We start from the raw sequence: 17,095 nt of genomic DNA, 5'->3' as shown, positions 1-17,095 counted from the left end.
GAAACATTCCCTTTCATTAATGTCTTTTTAATTATTAAAAGCAATAAATTTCCTCATTAAAAAATTGTCTTAATGTTTCCTTCTTTCTAACTGAACAAAAAATATCATTATCCATTGCAACAATCCCAGGACGCTCTTTAATAAATGGAGGATTAAAGACAATTGTATACGCTCCTACATTTTCAAAAATAATATAATCGTCCCTTTCAGGTAGAAAATCGCACACATTGTGAGCTAAATAATCTTTCTCCATACATGTATATCCAACAATATGAAAGTCTTCATTCTCTATAATTTTCTTGCTTTTCCTAACTACTCTCATAGGTAGGTTATTCTTATGCATAGTTGGTTTTACATTGTGAACACTTCCATCTACTAACACAAAGTTTTTATTCCTTACCTTTTTTACTTCTATTACTTTTGCAATAAAAATAAAGGTATTGGCCACCATTGAAATACCGGGCTCTAATATTAGATTAGGTTTTTTGGAAAAATGTCGAAATTCTCGGTTCATAACTTTACATATTGTTTCTGCATATTGATCAAATGTTGGCGCAGCAATATTAAATAAATCAGGTAATTCACCATATATCCCGCCACCAATATCTATATATTCCAATGTCTCTAGTAAGCTTTCTTTTGCTAAGTTACAAAGTGTTTGTGTAATAAACTCATATGTCTGTAAGCTTCTATTTCTTGTAGAAAAATGACCATGCAAGCCGATTATTTTTATATTTTTCACAGATAGAAGTTCCTTAAGAATGGCATTGAAGTTTCCATTTTCTACACAAATTCCAAATCTACTTATTTCATATCCTTCTTGTAAAGTACTAACTCCACCTAGTGAAATATCAAAGTTAACTCTTAATCCAATTTTTATTTCTTTGTTTTGATTATTTAATGCATACTCTTTAACAAAATCTACCTCGTACATTGAATCAATGTTAATTAGACTCTCATTATTTAATGCATAGTAAATATCTTCCTTACTTTTTAGAGGTCCGTTAAATATGATCCTTTTTGGGTTTTCTCCAATTTTAATTGCCAAATCGTACTCTAATCTTGATACAACTTCTGCATACGCTCCTATTTTTGATAATTCTTTACATAAATACGGGAGGTAGTTTGTTTTATAGGAATAACCGATGATGAAGTTTGCATACCTACTTTTAAATGCCTTTTCGATTTTTTGATAATTCTCTCTCAGTTTATTTACATTTAATAAATAATAGGATGAGCCGAAATTCTCCCCCAGCTGATGGATTAAATCATAATTCAACTTGTTATTTCCGAGTTCTGAATGAATAACTGATTCCATTGAAAATCCTCCATTAATAATGAACCCATTATTTTTTTTCAGTTTTTGTAGTTGTATCTACTATTTCTCGACAATCAACTCGTTAATATATTTATTTCCTTATGCCATATTTTTAGATTTTTAAAAATAAGCACAATACAACGATTTATTTCAAAATTTTTTTTTCAAAAAAAAAAAAAAAAGCAATAGCTTTTCATAATAGCTATGCTAACTGATCATTTTTTCTTATTTATTCGATTATTCCTATTAACATCATTTTCTTTTAAGTTGAGTTTTACATTAGTCAAAGTATTATCCTCAATAAGATATGGAAATGATCCTATTCCTCCATTTATTGTATCAATCCCTATCAAAGATTGTTTCGAAATAAAAGTATTTCCTTTTATTGTGCTATTGAATACTTTTGTAGGGTCATGTTCAGATGCATCTCTTCCTATTTGAATAATTGAGTTCGGATCTTCTGCTAAGTTAACATTAAATTTATTGTATAGAACATTTACCTTTTTAGCTTCAAGAGCTAAAATAATTGGCCCTTCAATTTTTTCATTTTCAAATGTTGAATGATAGAAAGCAGCTTCGGTTTCGGTATTATACGTATAAAATGTCGTATCCTCAAATTTACAGTTTTCCAAAACTATTTTACCAGCAACATTTAATGAAAATAAACCATTAATCGAATAACAATCTTTATACGTACCAAGAGCTAAATTCATTTCCACTGTATTATTAAACTTTACATTATCGTAAATACTAGCATTATTTCCATCTCCACTTAGTACATTACTACCTGTCAATGTTACATCTTTTAAATGAATTTGTTTCCCATAAACATAAATACCACCATTTATGTCACTTTTATTTGTTGAACTGAGTGTAATATTATCTGCTTTTATACCTCCATTGACTGTTTGATTGAAAGATATACTTGAATCAATGCCTTCAACTCCATGTACTATTACATCCGTACCTCCTTCAAAAACGGCCAAACTTGATAACAATGTATTATTACTATAGTTAGTATTACCCCATGTAGTAAAATCTGTATGATCAAACGTATTGTTTTTTACAGTAGCACCATAGTAAGCAGGATTAATCGAAAATCCGATTCCATCTTTTACATTTGGTCCAAAATAGTTCTCTTCAATTAGTGCATTCCCCCCATATGCAAAAACCATATGAATCGTATTATTCAAGAATTGATTTCCTTTAATATTCGTGTTAATTGCAGGATAAAATCCAGGTTCTATATCGATTCCACTTTCAGGAGCTGTACCGTTCGTATTATGAATTTTGTTATTCACAATATTTACTCCATCCGATGCCCCGACTGTAATACCTTGTCTTCTGTTGTAGCCAATTTCACAATTTGTTATTGTTATATTTTTGGTTATCGCAACCGTCATTCTATTTACTATAATATTATTCTTTGAATCACTATTAAAAACTGCCCTAAAATAGACTGCATCTTCCGGTATTTCAGAGTACCCCCAGGTCGAATTAAAATGCAGATCACGTTCTGCCCGAATTAAACTATGATCCTTCCGATAAAAGAAGATATCATAATTTCCATCGACGCCCTCTGGAAGCCACATCATAATATTACGGTAGTGCGGATTTTTATAGATGGGATTATTAAAGTTTGCTATTTCATTATTTTTGGTTCTGACTTTCCCCTTCGTTGGAATTAATTTACCATTCTCATCAATTCCCCCGATTTCGATATCTTCTTCAGTTATATAATTCCCGTATATTGTCGTGCCACCAATCTCAATTCCATCTCCGGTAAATTTTTCTATCTTAACCCCATTTATTTCAATATTTTGAGCACCTGCAGTATCAATCCCGTTTCCCCATTCATGTGATCCACCTGTATGTTCACCTTTTTGGGAATAATCATGAGTTTCTCGATCTCCGCGTATTGTTCCGCCTTTTATTCTAACGTTTTCAACCTCCGAATCTAGAAATAAAGTGGAATATATTTCGAAACCATTCGATTCTTTTTGAATGATTGCTTTTTCATCTAAAAGAAAAGTCATATTTGAAACTAAATTGATTCTTGCTTCGGTATCATCCTCCTCTTTACCCTTGCAAATTAAATAGGTGCCTGGAGGAACATAAAACGTTGTATAACCTTCTTTTTGCGCCCATTTTATTGCATCATTCAATCCTTTTGTTGTTTCCTTGGGATGTGTTCCATCGTTGGATATTCTCCACTTTTTAAGTTCTAAAGAATAAACATTTTCTTCATTGTTTGTTGGGAAAGTTTTCTCAATGATTTTATCTAAATGTAGTGAATCTTGAGATGACATAAAAGCTGAATCATCATTTTTTCTGTCATACTCGTTTTTTTGACTACCTTGGACTTTGAATATCATAAAAATACCACAAATAAGAATAAAGGTTGAAAGAACCTTGAACCAGCTTTTCACAATGTTTCATTCCTTTAAATAAAAACTATATTAGCTTTTTATCTAATTTTTAATTTTAATGTTAAGAAACATGTTGATTTAATGTATTCGTTCTTTCTTGTATTTTTTGTTTATTTGAGATTTTTTTACCTAACTTCATAAATGGCTCTTCCACGAAATAATAAGCTAGTGTTGAAACACAGATTGTCACTACTATAGTCAATAGAAAAATTACCCACATCGGAACTAAACCATATAGTAAGTATGTTAAACTTAGGAGAACAATAAGATGGTATAGGTATATGCTATAAGATATCTTTCCTATAAAATTTATTGGTTTAAACATCAATATATTTGTTATCTTTTCAGATCCTAATGCGATAATAATAAATAAAACCGCCCCTAAACATGCAGTATAATCCATAACAACTCTCCCTGGATAAGTAAAATTAATGAGACTTAATAATCTCAAACCTGCCCCGGGATAATTATAAAAAACGAAAGCGGATAGTAACAATATCCACTTATTAAGCTTGGATATTTTACGATACATGATCATAATATCTTTTAAGTGTTTCGCTATCACACCTCCAAATATAAACATGGAAGTGTAATGTAACGAATCCCAATATGTAGTAAAATAACCGTTGCTAACTTGAAAGCCAAAATGGTCATTAAGAATGGAAAATAAAGATAAAAAGAAACCAATGAGAATACTATATTTCCAATTACATTTCTTAACAACAAAATAAACTAACGGGAAAATTAATGATATTCTCATTTCATGGACTAATGACCAAATAACGTTATTAAACACATCTGAGTGAATATTACCAATTAAAAGCAAGTGCTCAAATAATATTGGTATGCTGATTTTAGTAGTCCATGTAAGATTAAACCAATGACTCAAATCACTAATCCCACCTCTTGATAATATGAGTGACAAAATGATTGATAGGATTATTGAAACTAAGTATGGCATATAGATTCTTAGAATTCTCCTCCTTACAAATATTGGATAATTAATGGGTCTTCCATTTAATAACGGTAAGGATAAAACAAATCCACTTAAAACAAAAAATAGAAGAACTGCAGAATGCCCATTTATTAGTACTTTAAATGGCGAACCAGCAATTAATACCGAAAATAAGTAAGTCGGCGTTATATTAACAGTATGACCAACCATAACTGTTAATGCAGCTAACCCTCTTACTGAATCAAGTTGATCAAATCTTCCGTTCAAGTTTTTTCCTCCTTGATGAACAGCTTTTAAACCAATAAATTCCCACTATTCTGAAAACACTGTATATCCTACTATTATGTTTAGTTGGCAGCGATAACGCTATCGATCTATTTTTCACCTCGCCACCAATGAGCCTGATGTACTAAAAGATCTTGGGTTATTATTAATATTAATCACTTTTAACTTGCTAAGCTTCTCGATTAACCTAAAATCAGCAATATTATTATTACTTAAGTCCAATCTTTCCAAGTTGGTAAAATATTGTATACCATCTAAATTAGAGATGTTTTGACTACTAAGATCAAGTTCTTTAATCTTGCCTAATTCCGATATAGAAATCCAACGGTCAAGCGGATTCAAAATCTTTTTCCTTACACATCTCTCTAAATTAGGGTCAATAAAAGTTGCTACACCTGCTATTTCTGAAGTAGTATAAAATTCCATACCTATTTTCTTCGCTTCATCAATAATTTCTTGAATAACTTTAGGTGAGATCCTCCACTCACCAGCAGCATTTGATTCATCTCCCCAACCGAACTCATCCCAGTTAATATTTTCAGGCAATATTGAATGACACATAATGATTAGGTTACTCCCCGCTTGTTTTGCTGCTTTCATTATTTTTTTTATATACTTGGTATTATGCAAATAAAGGCTATCTGCACAAATAGAGGCCGCAAAACCAGTATGGTCGAATGGTAATAAATATTTATCATATAAATGCCCTCTTACAATTTTAAAATATTTTGGTACTAATTCTTCAATTGTTGCCTCGTTACTTTCAGCATATGGAAACGCAAAGGAAACTGGATTTTTAAATTTCTCATTTGTTTTAGAATGTTTTTGTTTTTTCATCCAATCAAGCATCGCTTCTATTTCATCATCTATCCATTTTGACAAACCTTTTTCCTTAGAATACTGATCAGCACGTTGATGATTAAAGCCATGATGGGCTATTTCGTGACCATAAGACTGTAATTCTAATAACATATCAATTTCCTTCTGTGTATGCTCTCTATTTCCTTCAAAATGATGAAATGCATTAATATTAAATGTTACTTTAACATCATAATATCCGAAGATCTCTTTCCCGTATTTCATCCATTGATTTACTCTAAAACTATCATCAAATGAAAAAGCAATGCCTGGTTTATTAATGTAGGGTAACTCATAATCAAATTTACTACTTTTATCTTCGGCATCTACCTTATTTATTAAGTCCATATAAAACCTTTTCCAGTAAAGTTTCCAGTACATATATTCATATATAATAGACTTAATTTTCCCTATTTTCTTTGGAAGCTTGCTCATTAATAATTCACCCTTAATTATTTTAAAATTTATTGAAGTAATAACCATACTTCAAAACAACGTCCTATCTCTCTATTACGAAAACATTAATGCCCTTATCTTTAAGGTAAGAACATAAATTCAAACGATCCTAGAAATAATTTCACTTTCGTATCTAGAGTCATTTATAGAATAAACATTCCTTCCATTTACAACCTCGCCAACATACTTGCTTTTAACTGGTTCCTTTTCGATAGCTTTATTTAAAAACCATTCATATTCAATATCGATGTGTCCAATATCTAATGCCCGATAACCACTAAGTGCTAAATCATAAGCTAACACGGTAGCAGTTGGACCAAGTGCAATCAATATCAATTTTGATTTATTTTGTTTTTTTACTTCTCCTAAAATTTGATCATAATTAGCGAACGCATTTGTAGCTGGACATAGTATTCTTTTAATGGATTTTGCATTATTAAATAAATCATTGCCTATTCCTAGCCTGCTTTGTTCTCCTTCAACAATAACGATATCTTGTTTTTCCCATAACTCTTTAAATAACCTGAAACGCCTCTCTGTCATACTCTTGTCTTTATGGTCTATATATAAGCGTGTTACTAATGAATCATAATATTGTTTGTTTTTTTCAAGCAGTTTATAGATTTTAAAACGATTTAAATTTAAATAATTAGTCCAGTAACTCCTTGATTTATCTGTACACCAATTGATGTCTTCAAAAATATTAGGAATAAAAACTGCGTGATTATTTTGGTTGCTCCTAATGATTTCCTTTAATCTGAAACTTAATTCCTTAGAATATGGTTGAAATCGCAAATTATCTCCATTCATAAGGTAAAACTCTCCATCACCAAATCTGCTTATCGAACAATTATTATTAATAATAAAATTTAAGCTTTCATCAGTCGATTTTACAGAAGGAGGTTTCAATAAAAAAAATATCATTCTATTAAATAGAATGATCATCCTTTTTTTTATTATAGGGATTTTATAATATGCTTTTAATAAATATTTTTTCAATTTCTCTTTCCCCTTATTAAAAATCAGTATTTATTTAAACTATTACAAATCTATATAAACATTATTTTAAAAGCATCCTATATCATCATTAATGTTTTAATAAATTACTTAATTAGCTTGTTCAGAATAAATGAATTTTGTCCTAACATTAATCTAATTAACATTAGTCGAAAATATAGTCTTCCTCTCAACCTAAACCCTTTGGACTTTAAGTATTTAGAACTTTCTCTATTAAAAAATGTTTTTAAAGAATACTCTTTAAATGCATTACTACTGGATAAATCTTTTAAACATTTTTCTACATATTTAATATCTTTAGAATGCAGAAGGTAATCCAACGATGCTAAAACTTGCTCACAAAAAATTGTAGGAATTGTTATTCGTGCAATTTTTTTATAATTATGATGAATTGCATATTTTTCAAACCTTTTTACCATCCTTGTTAATCTAGATAGTAAAGTATTTGGAATTGAACTTAATGAATTTGAATGTTTGTAGTAATTAACAAACACTTCAGGGGTTGTACTGATTGTCTTTGTATGACATAAATAGTACAAATTAAATAATATATCTTCTGCATAGATTTCTTGATTAGGTTCAAACCTTATGTTGTGCGTTTTTATTAATTCGTTTTTATATAACTTGTTCCAAACACAATATGCATGTTTAAATGGTAAAAAATAATCCAAAATATATCGAGATAGTCCTAAACTCTCAACATCTATTAATCCATCTTCTAGTGCTAAGGAAACTTTTGAGGGTTGATTGTTTTCTGGACTATAGACACTTCTGTAATTACAAACAGCAATATCGCTTTCATTTTTAGTTGCATTGTTAACTAATACCTCAAACATCCTCTTCTCAACCCAATCATCAGCGTCAATAAATCCTATAAACTCGCCATTTGCAATATCTAGACCAGAATTTCTAGCTGATGATAACCCTCCATTAGGCTTATGGATTATTTTTATCCTTGAATCTATCTTTGCGTATTTTTCACAAATTTCTCCACACTTATCTTTTGAACCGTCATTAACAAGAATAATCTCAATATCTTGGAGAGTTTGATTAATAAGAGAATGTATACATCTTTCTAGATAAGCCTCAACATTATAAATAGGAACAATAATACTAACTATTGGCATCTTTTTATCCCTTCTTTAAAGAAGATCTTGTCATATTTATGGACTTAAATTTTGATTTATTTAAACTTATATTTATTATTAAAAACTATTTTCGTAGTCCTTAAGACTGTGTTCTACAAATTCCTATCCACATCGTATAATTTCAAATATCTTATAATCTCGTCTACACTATCTGCTATAAAAATGTGTTTACTTTGCTTTGCCTCTTCTTTATTTTTAAAACCATACCCATAAGTCACTGCAATAAAATCAATTCCCACTTCCTCAGCACCAATTGCATCATAATAGCTGTCACCTATTAACACGACTCTTGAGAAATCATTTTCTTTCAGTTGTTTTAAACACATGAATATAATATCCGTTTTACTGAGTGAATCTAGGTGATCCATTCCTTTAATCACATTTATATAATCAGACAACCCGAAATATTTCAGAATATCTTTTGCAAAATCATCCCTTTTTAATGTAGCTACTGCCGTCTTATATCCCTTTTCCAATAATAGTTCTAGCATTTTATTAATACGTGGATAAACCTTTGCTTCATACATTCCTTTTTCTTTGTATCGTTGTCTGTATATTTCAACAGCCTTTCTTGCTTTACTTTCCGAAAAACTACATTCTCGAATAAAAGAATCAATAATTGGTGGACCTATAAAACTTCTTTGTTGATTTTCTGTAAGTTTAAGACTCCCCATTTTATTTGCGGTATAGCTTGCACCTATCATAATCCCAGCTGCTGTATCCAATAATGTACCGTCTAAATCAAAAATCACAGTAGAATATTTCACATTATTCCTCCAATGTCATTTTTATAAGATTGGACTATATATATGGGAATCACTATAAATACTTGAAGTAATAAAGTGAATGTTCATTTTTCTTTCAATAAAATTCAAATGCTTCCTAATGGCATCGTTTTTCTTTATAAGTTCTTCTATTGTAGAACTATTAATCATTTCATTGGAAAAATAATTATTCATTTTATTAATATGAAAGCCATCAAATCCAGCAAGATAAACATTATTTATAGATAATCGGTTTAATAGATTTAATAGCATTAGTCCTGAATTATCTGATATTAAGGAATTATCAATTAGTAAATCCGAATAGTTAATAACAAATGAAAAATAATCATTTGTTGTAGGAATGTTGGATGTTGTGATTAAGGATATATTATTATTATTTTTTTCTCCCATAAATTCAGAAAGGGAATTAAATCTTTTTTCATTACTAATAAAAATAGCATTTGTATTCAAAGTTTCAGGGAGAAAATTCACACAAATTACAAAAGGGTCGTTACTATGAATAAAAGTACGTATTTTCTCCAATTCAGTCTTAATTGTTTTTCCAGGAGCAATAATAAGCACTTTTCTATTCCCTATAAGGTTGTTGATTATTTCAATATTTTCAGTATCGTCAACAAAGTGATGTTGATAGTTAATATATAAATCTTCTATTAAAATGGGATCAAAAATATCCTTTTTACTTAAAGGAATCAGTTTCAAAATTGTATTAATAGATTTCACTGAAATTGTCTGCTTATTTATTAAATATGATGCATAATTAGGATGTGTATTATTTACCGCTGAAATATAATAAGGTAAAGAATATCCCCACTTTGATTCATAAGAAAATTCCCCTAAATGTTCATCAACAATTTCCAATAAAGGTACAACATTATACTTTTCCTCAATATTATTATTAATATATTGGGTAACGAGTTCCGTACATAAATTTCCTGCTCCTCTTCCCATACCAAAAACAGAAGCGTCTATAATAAGCTTTCTTTTTGTATGCAACATTAACAGTTCTTGAGCATTTGAAAATGATAACTGTAAGTTATTATGAGAATGAAACCCAATGCTTATTGAATCGTTGAGATTATTATCGATTAAATGATACATTCTTAATAGATCATTTTTATACATAACCCCAAGTGTATCCACTAAATAAAATGCATAAGGATTAAGCTTATTAACCATTTGAACCAATTTTATAAGGTTTGAATCATTGTAACTCGTTGTGCCTACTGGTTGAATAAACACCTTATAACCTTTTCTAATAAGTTTTTCTCCATAATCCATAGCTTCTTCTATTTCATTTTCATGAAACGTTAATCTGATTCCATCAATTGAAGAACCATCACAGTTATTAATTTTGTCAATCGGAATATATGGATAATCTATCATCCCAACATAGAAGATATTTTTGTGCTTTGGATTAATGAACTCCTTTATACTTTCGACATCATTGAATACTGATCTATTATGATTAAATTCTTGATCCCTAATAAATCCACATTCAATAATATCAATATTTGATTGAGATAATTTTTCTATTACTTTTTTTATTGTCCGATATCCGAAATTCCAATTATTAATATATCCTCCGTCACGCAAGGTGCAATCCAACAGTTTTATATTATTCATTTTTTAGACCACACTTTCTAATTGAGATTGAATAATACTTCTGACCTTTTCCAAATCCTTTGGAGTATCTACGGATATTGTAGTGGCAGTGGCTTCAATGAATTTAATCCTTTGCCCATTTTCCAAAAAACGAAATTCATCAATGTCTTCAGCTTCTTCCAATTGACCTCTTTTTGCGTTATAACAAAACTCAAGGGCACTTTTAGTAAAACATTGTACACCGACAAATTTTTTATAAGTAAAGTTATAAGTTCCCTTGGGATATGGGACTGGAGATCTAGCCATATACAAGCCATAGCCAAATATATCTGTTACAATTTTAATTTTTGAAAAATCAACTGCCTCTAACGGATTCGTTAACTCTGTCATTAAATTCGCTACATAAAAAGAATCAGGATCTATATTATGAGGTAATATTTTTAAGATTGCATCAACTTCTATAAGTGGTTCATCACCATTAACATTAATATAAAAATCTGCATCTTTCTTAGTGGATACCTCATACAGTCTATCCAAATGAGTTTTATGCTCAGAAGAAGTCATTACAGTTTTTATTCCATATTCATTACAAACCTCTTCAATTTGTTCATTGTCTGTGGCCACGATTATTTCAGATAATTCCTCTACCTTTGATAATTTGTGGTGTACCCACCAAATCATTGGTTTTCCACATATGTCAGCTAAAGGCTTTCCTTTAAACCTCGATGAATTGTACCTAGCAGGAATTACACCTAAAATTTTCATTTACTTTTCTCTCCCACTATAATTTTATATTTATCTCAAAAGCTATTAATATAGTATTGGTTTACCATTAGACAGATTTCTTTAATAACTTAGTATTCTTTTCTAATACCGTCTCAAGATTTACTCTTTCAAAAACTTCAAGCATTCCTCCCCGTGTTGCATTATAAATTTTTATGTTATGGCTATCTGCAAATTTCTTTGCTACCTTATAAGCATTAATCATTTTTTCTACAGCTGATAAGAATGTCGGATCCACATGACCGTATTCTTTAAAATGATGGTTCATATCTTTTGGATATTTACAATCTACACCTAATAAATAAATTTCTTTAAAGCCCATGTATACCGCAATTTGTATGAGTGAATATGTTATGGAATACCCATCGTAAACAACGGAAAAAGCATTATCACTAAATTGCGTTTTGTATTTTTTATGAGTTTGAGAATGATTAAGTAAATTTAAAGGATAGATATAGTCATTCTGATTTATTTTCGGCCATGAAATCGTATCTCCTATAAATTTACCTTGGACATCAAGCTTTGTTACATGATCCTTAAGTTGATTAAATACATGAATCCCCTGAATTCCATAATATGTCGGCCTCCACTCAGTTTCGTCGAAGGCTAAACAAATTGAGTTCATACTAAAAGTTATTTCGCCTTTTAGTTTTTCTAAATCTTGAATGGTTAAACTCGGACCTGTTGCAACAATAAAGCACCTTTCTCCTTTATGTTTACCTTTAATGCTTCTTAATTTTTCATAACTACTGTTTTTATATATTCTGCTAACTCTTAATATCTTTTTAATATTGAAAGAAATAACCGAAAAAATATAAGGAAAAATAATAAACTGTATTCGCCTTATTGCTCTAATTAAGATAATGGCAAATTTATATCGTTTAATAATATCTTTTAAAGCCATCATTTTTTACCTCTTTACATAAAATGAAGTGCAAAAAAATAACACCTTAATGTCAGTGTTGAAATTTTTCTTATTAAATTTTTAAAGTAACTATATATAATCTCAATCCAAAATTCGAAAAATAATTTATTGATCGTTAATAATTATTGAATAACCAAAGGATTCCATTTATTTCAAATTAATTTCCAATACTCGTTGTAATCTAAAAGAGGATTAAAGAAATTTGAATTAATAAACAGATTCTCATACATATTCACCGAATTAAATACATTTATTAACTTCTTCAATAATTGGGTTTAATTTTTTCCTCGAAAATTGAGAATACTTATACAAATCCATTTCCATATCAGTTGTAGTTGCAACTCTTATCGCCTCTCCCTGTAGAAAATATTGCTCTACATCTTGGGATTGATGACAAGCAAGCATTTTCTTCTTTAAGTTACGTTCATATTGCGTAATCTTTATTGTATTTTCTTTTATAGATGAAGATGGAGTGAGTAAAAATTTAACATTATGAGTACCTAAAGGTTGATTGGGATAGTATTCTGTCCATTCAAATAACTGATTATAATTGATTTTATTGCATACAGACTTCACAACATAGCTAGTCAAATCATGATCTCTATGCCCGCCTTCTATACAATGCACATATATTCGCCCTGGTCTCAATTTATTAATTAGAAAGTGGATATCATCGGAAATATTTTTTAAATAACGTTGGGTTCCCCCATCAGGAAATCCTAAGCAATAAATATTATTTTCAGGGATATTTATTAGAGATAATGCCTGAACTGCCTCTTTATATCTTATATTTGACTTTTTTTTCGATTCACGTCTTGTAACAGCCCAACTTTCACCACCCCTCCCTGTGCCATTAGTAATAAATACAACTTTTACATTATCACCTTTTAGACTATGTCTATAGAGAGTAGTCCCTAAACCTAAAACATCATCATCTGCATGTGCAGCAAACACAAGTACATCCGTCCTATTTAAGTTATTTAAAGTAATAATACGACCAAGCATTATTCTTGGATAAATGTATAAACCTCTTATAGTTTCAATTAGCTTTATTACCTTTTCACGTCCTTGTATATTGTCTATCATTTTCCCTATGAAATATTGAAATAGTTTAACAAAAAACTTTTTTATATCAGCAAATAGCAAATTGCCAACCTCCTTATTCATTAGTGTGACAAGGTTTTGGCATAATCACACACTTTCTAATAATCTTTCAAGGTGATTTGTGTCATTTATGTTGGTCTTTTTCAATTTATCTGCAAAACTTATGGATAATTTTCGATTATTTATAAGGGTAGTAATTGCCAAATACATTTCATTTTCATCAAATTTAACAATTAGTCCATTTTCTCCGTTGACAATTTGTTCTCTTGCCCCTACAAAATCTGTTGTAATGATGGGTTTATTTAATACTCTTGCCTCTGTCAAAGTAATACAATAACCTTCATGTCTCGATGGTTGAACATAAATATCACATTGTTTAATATATGGATATGGGTTGATTTTTTGTCCTAAAAGAATTAAAGATTCTTTTAAACTTAATTTCATTATCAATGCCTCTAGGTCAGCACGACAATCGCCTTCTCCTATTAAATACCATCTAATTTTTTTACCATCTCTCATTAATCGAGAAAGTACTTCTGGAATTAAGTCATGGCCTTTCTCCCTCGTTAACCTTCCTACAGTTACTATCCGTAAACCATCGAATTGATCATTAAAACCAATTTCTCTTGAAGCTAATTCTTCTACAATTTGCTTGTCAATTAGGTTATAAAATATAGATGTTTTCCCTTGAAATTGTGGAAAAAGATTTATAAATTTTGCCATTCCTTCCTTTGAAACACAAAATATTTTATCGTATTTTTCATAAAACTCTTCATATGGTTTAAGCTGCTCTTTATAATGGGACACATCTGAATGTATCCAAGCTATCTTTGTTTTAGCTTTGATATTGTTCATGACAAATACAACAGGAAATGAGGCTGGTACATGGTATGCGATTGCCAGATCATATTCTGTTTTAATCTTTGGTATCATTTTCGAATGATACCATTCCTGTTTAAAAACACTTTTTGTCGCTTTGGAAAGTAATGAAAACCACGCAATTTTTATTGCCGATATTAATTTTCCTTTTTTAATATGGTTCCAAATCTTTTCTAAAGTTGAATTTTCATTACCATACAAACAGTCCACTTTCACATAATCAGGGACTTCATCCTCAAGTTCTCCGCCTACTCCCATTACTAAAACAGTTATTTGATACTTATCTTTTGGAATAGATTTCAACATTGAAATCAATGCCTTTTCTATCCCTCCCACAACCATTCGACGAGTAACAATTACTACTTTTTTCATTTCATCATCCTACTCAAATAATTGCCCATATTTATATTGCTGAACGTCCAAGTTTTTTCTCTGCAGATAATAATTTTCCATTATTAATTTTGAACACAATATCACAATTCTCAATTATGCTTAGTCGATGAGCAATAATAATTAAAGTCTTTTCACCTTTTAAACTATCAATAGATTTCATTATTTCTTTTTCCGTTTCATTATCTAGAGCTGACGTTGCTTCATCCATAAAAATTATTTCAGGATTATGATATAATGCCCGTGCAATGCCGATACGTTGACGTTGCCCTCCGGATAATCTTACTCCCCGCTCCCCAACTGTAGTATCCAGTTGTTCTGGTAACCCTTTAACGAAATCCATTAATTGAGCTTGCTCTAATGCGCGCCATACTTCTTGATCATCAATCTGTTTGTCATCTACTCCGAACGCTACATTTGCACGAATTGTATCATCTGATAAAAAGATGGATTGTGGGATATAACCTATTTATTGCTGCCATAAGGCTAATTGGTCAAATAAATTTTTATCAACTAGAATACTACCTTTATCCTGCTGGAAAAGACCGAGAATAATATCAACGAGAGTCGTTTTTCCGGCACCAGATTCACCAATAAATGCTAATGAACGACCAATTGGAATAGTTAATGATATATCCTTAACTGTATATTCAGTCTGGTTCGGATATCGAAATGAAACTTCATTTAATTTTATTGAATCAGTAAAAAGTCTCTTTTTCTTAAGCAATGTCATTTGTTCCTTATCTGTACCACTGCTTATATTCAAAGCGTTCTTTGACTTTCCACCTTGCTTTTCACTCAAAAATAAATCGTGATAAATGACCGATAAAGCAGGCTGGCTATACCGAATCGTAGTGATTATTGAAGTAACTCGAGTGATTGATGGCATTAATCGGAATGCAGCCATAGCAAAAAGTGCCATTGTCGATACTAACTGTGTTGTATTCATCCCTTGAAATACAATTATTAGCATTGTTATTAGAACAATTGACACTATTAATGTTTCAACAAATAGTCGTGGTACAAATTCTAAAATTCCCATGAAGCGACTATTATTTGCACTAATCTGACTTTGTATTGTGAAATTATTTATAAAGAAATATTCTTTACCAGATACTTTACTTCTTTACTTGCACCCAATCCTTGGTTAACCCATTTGATACGTAAAATTATAAATTTGTATGCTCATTTTTCTCAGGAATGATTAACATGTAGCTGTCTGGTATTATCATTATTCATAGCTAATACAGAATCAAGATCTACTCTTTCAAAAACTTCAAGCATTCCCCCCCTTGTGGCGTTGTATATTTTAATATTGTTCTTATCCGCATATTTCTTTGCTACCTTATAGGCTTTAATCATCATTTCACCTGCATACAAAAAATATGGATCCACATAATCATCATAATTTCTAAAATGATGATTTAGGTCTGTAGAGTAATTGCAATCGGTACCAAGTAAATAAATCTCCTTAAATCCCATATAGACCGCTATTTGAATTAGAGAGTATGTGATTGTATAGCCGTTGTATATTGCCGCAAAGGGATCATTACTAAATTTTATATGGTCTTTTTTGGGACTTATTTTATGGTTAAGCATATTAATCGGGTAATAATAGTAATCGCCAGAAAAATCTATATCTAATTTCTTCGGAATAGTGTCACCGACAAACTTACATTCAACATCTAACTCATCAATATATTTTTTCATGCGAATAAATGCAATTTCATCCTGAACTCCATAATAAGTAGGTCGCCAATCCGTTTCATCGAAAGCTAAACAAATTGAATTCATGCTAATCGTAGTTTCACCTTTTAATTTTTCAAGATCTTCGATTGTTAAGCTTGGACCTGTTGCAATGATAAAACATCTTTCTCCATAATGTTTATCTTTTACATTCTTTAATTTTTCATAAGGTGAGTCTTTATAAAAGCGATATACCCTCAAAAACCGCCTTATGTTAAAAATAATATTTGGTATTATATATAACTTTAAATAACGCTTAATACGCCAATGGGATTCTCCTAATTGTATAACTAGGGAATAAATATATTTATTCTTTTTTAATGTGGCTTTTATATTCATCATTTTCCCTCTCTTCTTACATTGCCTATCGCCCTAACTTTTTATCAATCGACATTAATCGACCGTTGTTTATTTT

13 protein-coding genes and 1 pseudogene are annotated in these 17,095 nt (G+C 30.2%); all 14 read right to left on the bottom strand.

The features are described 5' to 3' along the window. Nucleotides 1-34 precede the first annotated feature (34 nt). Entirely contained in the window at nucleotides 35-1,318 is a 1,284-nt protein-coding gene (locus KHA97_RS21370; protein WP_213126814.1) for a type III PLP-dependent enzyme domain-containing protein, read from the bottom strand. 215 nt (nucleotides 1,319-1,533) lie between these two features. Next, a complete protein-coding gene (locus tag KHA97_RS21365; protein WP_213126813.1) occupies nucleotides 1,534-3,693 on the bottom strand; it encodes a right-handed parallel beta-helix repeat-containing protein in 2,160 nt (719 codons plus the stop codon). 115 nt (nucleotides 3,694-3,808) lie between these two features. After that, nucleotides 3,809-4,969 carry an acyltransferase family protein gene (locus tag KHA97_RS21360; protein WP_213126812.1) on the bottom strand — a complete coding sequence of 387 codons (1,161 nt, stop codon included), beginning with the start codon at nucleotides 4,967-4,969 and terminating at the stop codon, nucleotides 3,809-3,811. Between the two features lie 114 nt (nucleotides 4,970-5,083). Continuing rightward, on the bottom strand, nucleotides 5,084-6,280 hold the full coding sequence (locus KHA97_RS21355) for a leucine-rich repeat domain-containing protein (protein ID WP_233713703.1): 1,197 nt from the start codon (nucleotides 6,278-6,280) through the stop codon (nucleotides 5,084-5,086). A 120-nt stretch (nucleotides 6,281-6,400) separates the two neighbouring features. Continuing rightward, a complete protein-coding gene (locus KHA97_RS21350) occupies nucleotides 6,401-7,300 on the bottom strand; it encodes an SP_1767 family glycosyltransferase (protein ID WP_213126811.1) in 900 nt (299 codons plus the stop codon). 104 nt (nucleotides 7,301-7,404) lie between these two features. Beyond that, on the bottom strand, nucleotides 7,405-8,445 hold the full coding sequence (locus KHA97_RS21345; RefSeq protein ID WP_213126810.1) for a glycosyltransferase: 1,041 nt from the start codon (nucleotides 8,443-8,445) through the stop codon (nucleotides 7,405-7,407). A 113-nt stretch (nucleotides 8,446-8,558) separates the two neighbouring features. Further along, nucleotides 8,559-9,233: an HAD hydrolase-like protein gene (locus tag KHA97_RS21340; RefSeq protein WP_213126809.1), complete on the bottom strand. Its 675-nt coding sequence runs from the start codon at nucleotides 9,231-9,233 to the stop codon at nucleotides 8,559-8,561. Between the two features lie 21 nt (nucleotides 9,234-9,254). Continuing rightward, on the bottom strand, nucleotides 9,255-10,874 hold the full coding sequence (locus KHA97_RS21335) for an aldolase catalytic domain-containing protein (protein ID WP_213126808.1): 1,620 nt from the start codon (nucleotides 10,872-10,874) through the stop codon (nucleotides 9,255-9,257). Between the two features lie 3 nt (nucleotides 10,875-10,877). Further along, entirely contained in the window at nucleotides 10,878-11,618 is a 741-nt protein-coding gene (locus KHA97_RS21330; RefSeq protein WP_213126807.1) for a 3-deoxy-manno-octulosonate cytidylyltransferase, read from the bottom strand. 67 nt (nucleotides 11,619-11,685) lie between these two features. Then, nucleotides 11,686-12,543 carry a 6-hydroxymethylpterin diphosphokinase MptE-like protein gene (locus tag KHA97_RS21325; RefSeq protein ID WP_233713702.1) on the bottom strand — a complete coding sequence of 286 codons (858 nt, stop codon included), beginning with the start codon at nucleotides 12,541-12,543 and terminating at the stop codon, nucleotides 11,686-11,688. Nucleotides 12,544-12,801: 258 nt separating this feature from the next. Next, nucleotides 12,802-13,707 (bottom strand): PIG-L deacetylase family protein, encoded by a 906-nt coding sequence (locus KHA97_RS21320; RefSeq protein WP_213126806.1) that lies wholly within the window; start codon nucleotides 13,705-13,707, stop codon nucleotides 12,802-12,804. 45 nt (nucleotides 13,708-13,752) lie between these two features. Next, complete coding sequence (locus KHA97_RS21315) at nucleotides 13,753-14,916, bottom strand: glycosyltransferase (RefSeq protein WP_213126805.1); 1,164 nt, start codon at nucleotides 14,914-14,916, stop codon at nucleotides 13,753-13,755. A gap of 31 nt (nucleotides 14,917-14,947) precedes the next feature. Continuing rightward, nucleotides 14,948-15,823, bottom strand: a pseudogene (locus tag KHA97_RS24190) (ATP-binding cassette domain-containing protein). 305 nt (nucleotides 15,824-16,128) lie between these two features. After that, complete coding sequence (locus KHA97_RS21300; protein ID WP_213126803.1) at nucleotides 16,129-17,019, bottom strand: 6-hydroxymethylpterin diphosphokinase MptE-like protein; 891 nt, start codon at nucleotides 17,017-17,019, stop codon at nucleotides 16,129-16,131. Nucleotides 17,020-17,095 lie beyond the last annotated feature (76 nt).

The sequence above is a fragment of the Lederbergia citri genome (assembly GCF_018343625.1).
In the GTDB taxonomy this organism is placed as follows: Bacteria; Bacillota; Bacilli; order Bacillales; family Bacillaceae_C; genus Lederbergia; species Lederbergia citri.
The sequence above is the reverse complement of the archived record's forward strand: the minus strand, read 5'-3'. Positions and strand labels throughout refer to the sequence as shown.